The 8385-nt window shown below is 64.9% G+C and carries 8 protein-coding genes and 1 pseudogene; 5 read left to right on the forward strand and 4 right to left on the reverse strand.

All coding sequences use genetic code 11. From position 1 onward, the window contains the following. From DBR12_RS17360 to DBR12_RS17375, 4 genes are all read left to right on the forward strand, one after another. Positions 1-649, forward strand: a 649-nt coding sequence (locus DBR12_RS17360; RefSeq protein WP_108618411.1) for a DUF3106 domain-containing protein, incomplete at its 5' end; no start/stop codon positions are given. 39 nt (positions 650-688) lie between these two features. Further along, positions 689-1237: an RDD family protein gene (locus DBR12_RS17365; protein WP_108618412.1), complete on the forward strand. Its 549-nt coding sequence runs from the start codon at positions 689-691 to the stop codon at positions 1235-1237. A gap of 4 nt (positions 1238-1241) precedes the next feature. Next, a complete protein-coding gene (locus tag DBR12_RS17370) occupies positions 1242-1652 on the forward strand; it encodes a diacylglycerol kinase (RefSeq protein WP_108618413.1) in 411 nt (136 codons plus the stop codon). Beyond that, a complete protein-coding gene (locus DBR12_RS17375; RefSeq protein ID WP_108618414.1) occupies positions 1645-2238 on the forward strand; it encodes a TIGR00730 family Rossman fold protein in 594 nt (197 codons plus the stop codon). Before DBR12_RS17370 ends, DBR12_RS17375 begins: the two co-directional genes overlap by 8 nt. A 166-nt stretch (positions 2239-2404) precedes the next feature. On the opposite strand, the gene DBR12_RS17380 is transcribed toward DBR12_RS17375, so the two are convergent. Continuing rightward, positions 2405-2743: a P-II family nitrogen regulator gene (locus DBR12_RS17380; protein ID WP_108618415.1), complete on the reverse strand. Its 339-nt coding sequence runs from the start codon at positions 2741-2743 to the stop codon at positions 2405-2407. A 71-nt stretch (positions 2744-2814) separates the two neighbouring features. Further along, on the reverse strand, positions 2815-4473 hold the full coding sequence (locus DBR12_RS17385) for an NAD+ synthase (protein WP_108618416.1): 1659 nt from the start codon (positions 4471-4473) through the stop codon (positions 2815-2817). A gap of 92 nt (positions 4474-4565) precedes the next feature. Here DBR12_RS17385 and DBR12_RS17390 point away from each other — a divergent pair, with 92 nt between their 5' ends. Continuing rightward, positions 4566-5954 carry a GNAT family N-acetyltransferase gene (locus DBR12_RS17390; RefSeq protein WP_108618421.1) on the forward strand — a complete coding sequence of 463 codons (1389 nt, stop codon included), beginning with the start codon at positions 4566-4568 and terminating at the stop codon, positions 5952-5954. A gap of 49 nt (positions 5955-6003) precedes the next feature. Here DBR12_RS17390 and DBR12_RS17395 read toward each other — a convergent pair whose 3' ends face one another. Together DBR12_RS17395 and DBR12_RS23095 are read right to left on the reverse strand one after the other, a co-directional pair. Next, entirely contained in the window at positions 6004-7770 is a 1767-nt protein-coding gene (locus DBR12_RS17395) for a methyl-accepting chemotaxis protein (RefSeq protein WP_108618417.1), read from the reverse strand. Positions 7771-8174: 404 nt separating this feature from the next. Next, a pseudogene (locus tag DBR12_RS23095) lies at positions 8175-8385 on the reverse strand (methyl-accepting chemotaxis protein); the annotation flags it as partial.

The raw sequence follows: 8385 nt of genomic DNA on the forward strand, positions 1-8385 counted from the left end.
GCCCCAGAAGCTGGCCTTGTATCCGCTGGCCGAGCGATGGGCGCTCATCAGTGAAGCCCAAAAACGCCGCTGGCTGACACTGGCGTCCAACTATTCCGCACTGTCGGAGGACGAACAGCAGAAGTTTCACGACCGCATCACAGACTGGGCCAACCTGAGCGTCCAGCAGCGCAACCAGGCGCGGCTCAATTACGCCGTCACCAACCGGCTGGCGCGGGATGACAAGCGTGCGCAGTGGGAGGCCTACCAGGCCCTTTCAGACGAAGAGCGCAATGCACTGGCCGCGCTGGCCGTGCCCAAGCCTGCTGGCGCCGCCACGGCCCTGCGCCCGGTCTCGCCCAAGAAGCTGGCTCAAGTGCCTGCTGCTACCGAGGCAAATCCCAGCCGCCCGAATGCGCCAAAGATCCCACCCGTGACCGAGCACAGCCCCCGGGTGGCAGCCCCCGTGACAGCCATGCCACCCCCACCAGTGAGCCCGCCACCATCTCCCGGCAGCGCAGCGGCCACGTCCACCGGAGTGGAAACCGCGCCCGTAGCGGTCCCCATGGCTGTGCCCGCCGCACTGCCGCCCTTGGGGCTTGCCGAGCCGCCCGCCACCGCGGCGTCACAACCCGTCACCCCCGACACCTCAGGCCTGTATCCTCAGTAGGTTTGCAACCTGCCCGGCCCGACGGGCCTGACACCTGGAATGTCCGAATCGCACTCCCCCCAATCACCGCAGGCTGACACCCGCACTGCAATCGCCCCCCTGCGCGAAACCATCGTGCCCAACCTGTGGCGGCGCATGGCCTGCTGGCTCTATGAGGGCATGCTGATGTTCGGCGTGGTGTTCATTGCAGGCTACCTGTTTGGCACACTCAGCCAGACGCGCAATGCAATGGACAATCGCCACGCGCTGCAGGCATTTCTGTTCGTGGTGTTCGGCATCTATTTCACCTGGTTCTGGGCCAAGGGCCAGACCCTGGCCCAGAAAACCTGGCATATCCGTGTGGTGGGCAAGGACGGGCAACCCATCACCCAGGCGCGTGCGCTGCTGCGCTACGTGCTGAGCTGGCTGTGGTTCCTCCCCCCTCTGGCCGCCTACCTGTTTGGTGTGCCCGCAGTGGAAGTGCTGGTGCTGCTGGGTGGCTGGGTGGCTATCTGGGCCATTCTGAGCCGCTTTCACCCCGCCCGTCAGTTCTGGCACGACGCATTGGCGGGCACCCGGCTGGTGCACTACGAACTCCCCAAAAAATAAGCCCATGCCTTCATCCCCCTCCCCTTCGGCAGCCCCTGCCAATCCACAGAAGGCCCGCACCGGGCTGAACCGCATCTGGCACGCAGCGGGCTACTCCATCGAAGGCCTGCGGGCCGGCTGGAACGAGAAGGCCTTCCGCCAGGAAGCCGTCGCAGCCATGGTGCTGCTGCCGCTCTCAATCTGGCTGGGGCGTAGCTGGGTCGAGGTGGCGCTGCTGGCCGGTTCAGTCGTGATCGTGATGATTGTGGAGCTGCTCAACACCGGCATAGAGACCGCCATCGACCGCATCGGCCCCGAATGGCACGACCTCTCCAAGCGCGCCAAGGACATGGGCAGTGCTGCCGTACTGCTGGCGCTGCTGCTGTGCATCGGCATCTGGGCTGCGGCTCTTTTCCAAAGGTTTTTCCATGGCTGAACCCGCTTTTTCCGTCTGTGTGTACTGCGGCTCGCGCCCCGGCGAGAACTCCGCTTTTGCCGACGCCGCCACAGCCGTCGGCGCCTGGATAGGCCGCCACGGTGGCCAGTTGGTCTATGGCGGAGGCCGCAGCGGGCTCATGGGCACCGTGGCCGAAGCCACGCGCCAGGCCGGTGGCCGTGTGGTGGGCGTGATTCCCCAGGCGCTGGTGGACAAGGAGCTGGCCAACCGAGCATGCGACGAGTTGCACATCGTGCAGACCATGCACGAGCGCAAAGCCATGATGGCCGAGCGCAGCGACGCCTTCATTGCCCTGCCGGGTGGCATCGGCACCTTCGAGGAGCTGTTCGAGGTCTGGACCTGGCGCCAACTGGGCTACCACGACAAGCCCCTGGGCCTGCTCAATGTGGCGGGCTACTACGACGGGCTCGTGAGCTTCTTGAACCACAGTGTGGCCAGTGGCTTCATGGGCGAATGGCAGATGAGCCTGCTGCATTCCGGCAGCGACGCCAGCGACCTTCTGCAAACCCTGGTCGAGCAAGCCGGAACAAATGCCCGCCAAACCCCGCTGCGCTCGGTGATCTGACGCCCGGCAAAAACTGGCGCGGCCCAGGCCAGCGACCGCCGCGCAAGGGCCGCCCCAGCGGCGTGGCGGCGTTTCACTTGTGTGCGCTGGCGGTGTCCCCCTCCCCGAATGGCGCAGCCGTTCAAGAGAAGGGGGAAGGCGCGAAGCGCCTCATGGGGTTGTCACCTTAAACAGCTGCGTCATCCAGATCCCCGGTGCGGATACGCACCACCCGCTCCACGGCAGTCACAAAAATCTTGCCGTCGCCAATCTTGCCCGTGCGCGCCACGTTCACGATGGCGTCCACGCAGCGATCCACGTCATCGGATTTCACCACGACCTCGACCTTCACCTTGGGCAGGAAGTCCACCACGTACTCGGCGCCCCTGTACAGCTCGGTGTGGCCCTTCTGGCGGCCAAAACCCTTCACTTCGGTCACGGTGAGGCCGGTCACGCCACACTCGGCCAAGGCTTCGCGGACTTCTTCGAGCTTGAAGGGCTTGATGACGGCGGTGATCATTTTCATGGCGGGTCTCCTGAGGATGTGAAAGATGGGAAAAATGGGTCGCGCGACGGTAAAACGGTAAAAAACCGACGTCAGGCGCGGAATTTGTTGGTGATAGGGTAACGCCAGTCCTTGCCGAAGCTGCGGCGTGTCACTCTAATCCCCACCGGAGCCTGGCGGCGCTTGTATTCATTGAGCTTGATGAGCCGTGTGACCCGCTCCACATCGGCCCGCGCAAAACCGCTGGCGATGATGGACTCGATGGGCTCATCGTTCTCCATGTAGCGCGCCACGATGGCATCGAGCACCTCATAGGGCGGCAGGCTGTCCTGGTCCTTCTGGTCGGGCCGCAGCTCCGCGCTGGGTGGGCGGGTGATGATGCGTTCGGGTATAGGGCTCGCGCCCGTGCCATACGGGTCGTTGGCATTGCGCCAGCGCGCCAGGTCAAACACCCGCGTCTTGGCCACATCCTTGATCACGGCAAAGCCCCCTGCCATGTCGCCGTACAGCGTGCAGTAGCCAGTCGACATCTCGCTCTTGTTGCCCGTGGTGAGCACGATGGCGCCAAACTTGTTCGAAAGCGCCATCAGCAGCGTGCCCCGAATGCGCGCCTGCAGGTTTTCCTCGGTCGTGTCCTCGGCCAGCCCCGCAAAGTCGCTGGCCAGCGCGGCCTTGAAGGCCTCGAACTGGGGCTTGATGGAGATCTCGTCATAGCGCACGCCCAGGCGCTGTGCCATGTCGCGCGCATCGATCCAGCTGATGTCGGCCGTGTAGGGCGAAGGCATCATCACCGTGCGCACCTTACCCGCGCCCAATGCATCCACCGCAATCGCCAGCACCAGGGCCGAATCAATGCCCCCCGACAGGCCTAGCAGCGCGCCGGGGAAACCGTTTTTGCCCACGTAATCGCGCACACCCAGCACAAGCGCATCCCACAGGTCGGCCTCCAGGCTTTTCTCTGGCGCAATATCCGCTTCAATTTTGATAGCAACCTGCTCTATATGGACGCGCGCAAACACCAGTTTTTCCTCAAAACCCGGGCCGCGACCTGCCACCGAACCGTCGGTATTGAGCGCAAATGAGCGGCCCTCGAACACCACCTCGTCCTGACCGCCCACCAGGTGGGCGTAGACCAGCGGCAGGCCGGTCTCGGCCACACGCTCGCGCATGGTGGCCTCACGCTCAGCGCTTTTGCCCAGGTGGAAGGGTGAGGCATTGATGACCGCCAGCAACTGCGCCCCCGCCGCTGCCGCATCGCGGGCGGGCGCGGCAAACCAGGCGTCCTCGCAAACCAGCACGCCCACGCGCAAGCCTTCCACTTCAAAGATGCAAGGCTTGTCGCCGGCCACAAAATAGCGGCGCTCGTCAAACACCTGGTAGTTGGGCAGCTCGCGCTTGGCATAGGTCTGCTCTATGCGGCCATCGCGCAGCACGCTTGCCGCATTGAAGCAGGCACTGAACGCGGGCGCATCGGGCACCAGGGCCTGCGGATGTCCCAGCACGATGGCCAGGCCCTTCAACCCTGCGGTCTCGCGGGCCACGGTTTTCACGGCATCATCACAGGCTGCGATGAAGGCGGGGCGCAGGAACAGGTCTTCGGCCGCATAGCCACAGATGGCCAGCTCGGGCGTCAGCAGCAGCCGAGCGCCTTGGGCATAGGCCTCGCGGGCAGCGGCAATGATCTTCTGCGCATTTCCGGGCATGTCGCCCACGACAAAATTGAGCTGCGCAGTGCAAATGGAGAGCGTCATGGAACTGGAGTCGGCCCTTTTTTCGGCCCTTTTTGCCGGGTTGAATACCGCCCATGCAGACCCCGGCTGCAATGGGCAACACAGGAGAGCGCATGGCTGAGGAAGCTGCCATTATCGCCCGCGTACTCGCGTCTCCGCTCGATGTGGACGCAGCCGCCTGGAACGCTCTGCTGGCACAGCAAAGCCACCCCACGCCCTTTCTGCGGCACGAATACCTGGCCGCACTGCACGAGAGCGGCAGCGCCACGCCGCGCACGGGCTGGACGCCCCGCTTCATGACCCTGTGGGAAGGCGGCAGCCTGGTGGCCGCCTGCCCGCTTTACCTCAAAAGCCACTCCTACGGCGAATACGTCTTCGACTGGGCCTGGGCCAGCGCCTATGAGCAGCACCGCGTGCCCTACTACCCCAAAGCCGTGGTCGCCGTGCCCTTCACGCCCGTGCCGGGCACGCGGCTGCTGGCCCGCGACGAGGCCACGCGGGCGCTGCTGCTGCAGGCGGTGCGCCAATGGTGCGAACAAGAAGGCGTGTCGTCGGTGCACATGCTGTTTGCCAGCGGAGACGATGTGCAGACCAGCGCTGAGCAGGGCCTGATGCTCCGGCATACCGTGCAATTCCACTGGAAGAATGTGGCCCCCACGCTCGGCACTGGCATGTCCTCGCTGCCCCAGGCCGGGGAAGGGTCCCCGGCTTCGCCGGGTCGTGGGGCGCTCGCCGCCTTGGGGCGGCCCGGCGGCGGCGAAAGTGTGGCCCCCACACTCGGCACTGGCGTGTCCTCGCTGCCCCCCGAGGGGGCGCTCGCCGCCTTGGGGCGGCCCGGCGGCGGCTCGAACCACTTCACCGACTTCGACCACTTCCTCGCCAGCCTCTCTCAGGACAAACGCAAGAAGATCCGCCAGGAGCGCCGCCGTGTGGCAGAGGCGGGGGTCAGCTTCCGCTGGTCGCGGGGCGCTGACATCAGCGCGGCCGACTGGGATTTCCTCTACCGCTGCTACGAGCGCACCTACCTGGAGCACGGCAACCCACCCTACCTCACGCGCGACTTCTTTGCCCGCATGGCGGCACACCTGCCCGAGGCCTGGCTGCTGTTTGTGGCTGAGCGCAACGGGCAGCCAATTGCTACCAGTTTGATAGCAATCAACTCAATCCTATCAGGCGGAGAAGGCCAAAAAACCCCAAATCTTGTCGCCTATGGCCGCTACTGGGGCGCCCTGGAGCGGGTGGATTGCCTGCACTTCGAGGCCTGCTACTACCAGCCACTGCAGTGGTGCATCGCCCACGGCGTGCAGCGGTTTGAAGGCGGCGCCCAGGGCGAGCACAAGATGGCCCGCGCCCTGCTGCCCGTGCAGGCCACCAGCGCCCACTGGCTGGCCCACCCGGCTTTTGCCGACGCGGTGGAACGGTTCCTCGCACGCGAGGGCGCAGGGGTCGAAAGCTACCTTCAAGATCTGCAGGCGCGCAGCCCGTTCAAGACGATGGCCTGAGTGCCTGGCTCCCGGGGTGGGTCACAGTCTCGCCCGGCCTCCATAGGGCTTAAAAACTCTCCCAGTCATCTTCCGCCCCTGCCGCCACCGGCTTGCGGTCCTGGGGTGCAGGTGCAGCGGCCTTGCTGACAGAACTGGCCGGTGCGGCCCGCAGTGCCAGTGCGGGGTTCTGTGTCGTGCGGCCCGCCCCCTTGCCGCTGCCACGCTCCGCGCTGGTGGGTGCTGCAACGGGGGCAGGATGCGCTGCCGTGGTGGCGCCCTGCGAGGCCCGCGTTTGATCCGCCGACAGTTTGAACACCGCCACAGCGCCCACCAGGGCCTGGGCCTGGTGGCTCAGGCTGCCCGCGGCGGCGGCCATTTCTTCCACCAAGGCTGCGTTCTGCTGGGTGACCTGGTCCATTTGCGTCACGGCTTCGCCCACCTGCGATACACCTGTGCTCTGCTCACTGCTGGCAGCGCTGATCTCGCCCATGATGTCGGTCACGCGGCGAATGGCGCCGACGACCTCGGTCATGGTGGTGCCAGCCTTGTCCACCAGCACCGTGCCTTGCTCCACACGCTCCACGCTGTCGGTGATGAGGGTTTTGATCTCCTTGGCCGCTGCGGCGCTGCGCTGGGCCAGGTTGCGCACCTCGCCTGCCACCACGGCAAAGCCCCGGCCTTGCTCGCCCGCGCGGGCAGCCTCCACCGCCGCATTGAGCGCCAGGATGTTGGTCTGGAAGGCAATGCCGTCAATCACGCTGATGATGTCGGCGATTTTCTTGCTACTGTCGTTGATGCCCTTCATGGTGGTCACCACCTCGGCCACCACATCGCCGCCCTGCCCCGCCACAGTGGATGCACTCATCGCCAGTTGGTTGGCCTGGCGCGCGTTGTCGGCGTTTTGCTTGACGGTGGAACTCAGCTCTTCCATCGACGCCGCCGTCTCCTGCAGCGCGCTGGCCTGCTGCTCGGTGCGGTCCGACAGGTCGTTGTTGCCCGAGGCGATCTCGGCACTGGCCGATGCCACGCCCTGCGCGTTGGCGCGCACGCCGGACACCACATGGGCCAGGTTGTCGCGCATGGTGGTCAGGCCGCCCAGCAGCTGGGCAATCTCGTCCTTGCCCCGGGCTTGGATGGGCACGGTGAGGTCGCCCTGCGCCACCGCATCGGTGATCTGCACAGCGTTGCGCAGCGAGCGAGATATCTGACGGATCATCGCCCCGCCCATCAGCACTGCAAGCAGGGTGCCGAGCACCAAGGCAGCGAGCGTCAGCGCGCGCAGGGTTTGAAACCTCGTAGCGGCGCTGTCGTACTCTGCCTTGGCGTAATTCAGCTGCACCTCAATCAGCTGACCCAGCACCTCCTGCAGTGGGTCGATGGCAGGGTACATCTCTTTGGCTGCGTAGCTGGTCAGTGCAGGCAGGTCGCCTGACTTGAAGAGCCCTACCAATGTTTCAGTAGCAGCGTCGGCCTTTACCTGCAGGGGCTTGAAGCGCGCGATCAGCTGGGCTTCCTCCGGCACCAGGCGGGTGGCCAGATAGGCGCTCCAGTTGGCGTCGATGGCTTTGCGCGCATCGGCCACCGACTGCAAACCCTGCGCGGGGGTCATGGCGCCGTCACGCACCTTGTGGGCCGTATCCACCACGTTGACGGCGTACATGTCGGCCACGACCTTGATCTGCTTGAGCGGTACCACCCGGTCGTCATACACCGACTTGAGCCCGGCGTTGGACTGCCCCATACCAAACAGCCCGGCCCCGCCGACCAGCAGCACCAGCAAACACAGGGCGCCGAGCAATGCAGCAAGTCGGGTGGATATCTTGAACTGGCTCATGGTAATTCTCCTAACAAGGATGCCGTCCACCCGACCAAACAAGGGGCAACGGGCACAGGATAGCGTTTTCAGTTACGTTTGAATACAACTTAAAAATCCGGGCAAGCAAACGAACGGCGCGGTCCCGTACAACGCTGCGTCTGGCAACCACAACCCCAGGCAGAAAAGGGGTGTGGATGCAGGCAGGGCTGTAGCAGGACAACCTCAGAACAATGCACACGAAAAGGGGCCTGCCCCGGCGTGGTTTTTGTTGTGTTGCATCGCATCGCTTCACGTCACGTTGCGCTGCGTTTGTCCGCCTTACCCTTGATTTGCTCTGTTTTTTATAGCTATTGAGGCATAACAGTCGCGCGGAAACGGTCTTTTTTTATTGAAATTTCCGCCTCTTCCATGGCCTCCGCCATTCAGAAGCTTTCCCAGTCGTCGTCGCCGCCGCCCGCACTTTTTGCCGGTGCCGGGCTGTGGGCCTTGTTACCTGCTGCGGTGGTGGCGCCCTTGGGTGCCGTCAGGCTGGCCGATGGCTTGGCGGCGGGTTTGCGCGCACCCAGGCTGGCTGTCTTGGTCGGGGCGCTGTAGGCGGGCGCCGGGACAGGGGCCCGGGCGGTTGTGCTGTAG

The sequence above is a fragment of the Acidovorax sp. HMWF029 genome (assembly GCF_003060895.1).
Lineage (GTDB): Bacteria > Pseudomonadota > Gammaproteobacteria > Burkholderiales > Burkholderiaceae_C > Acidovorax.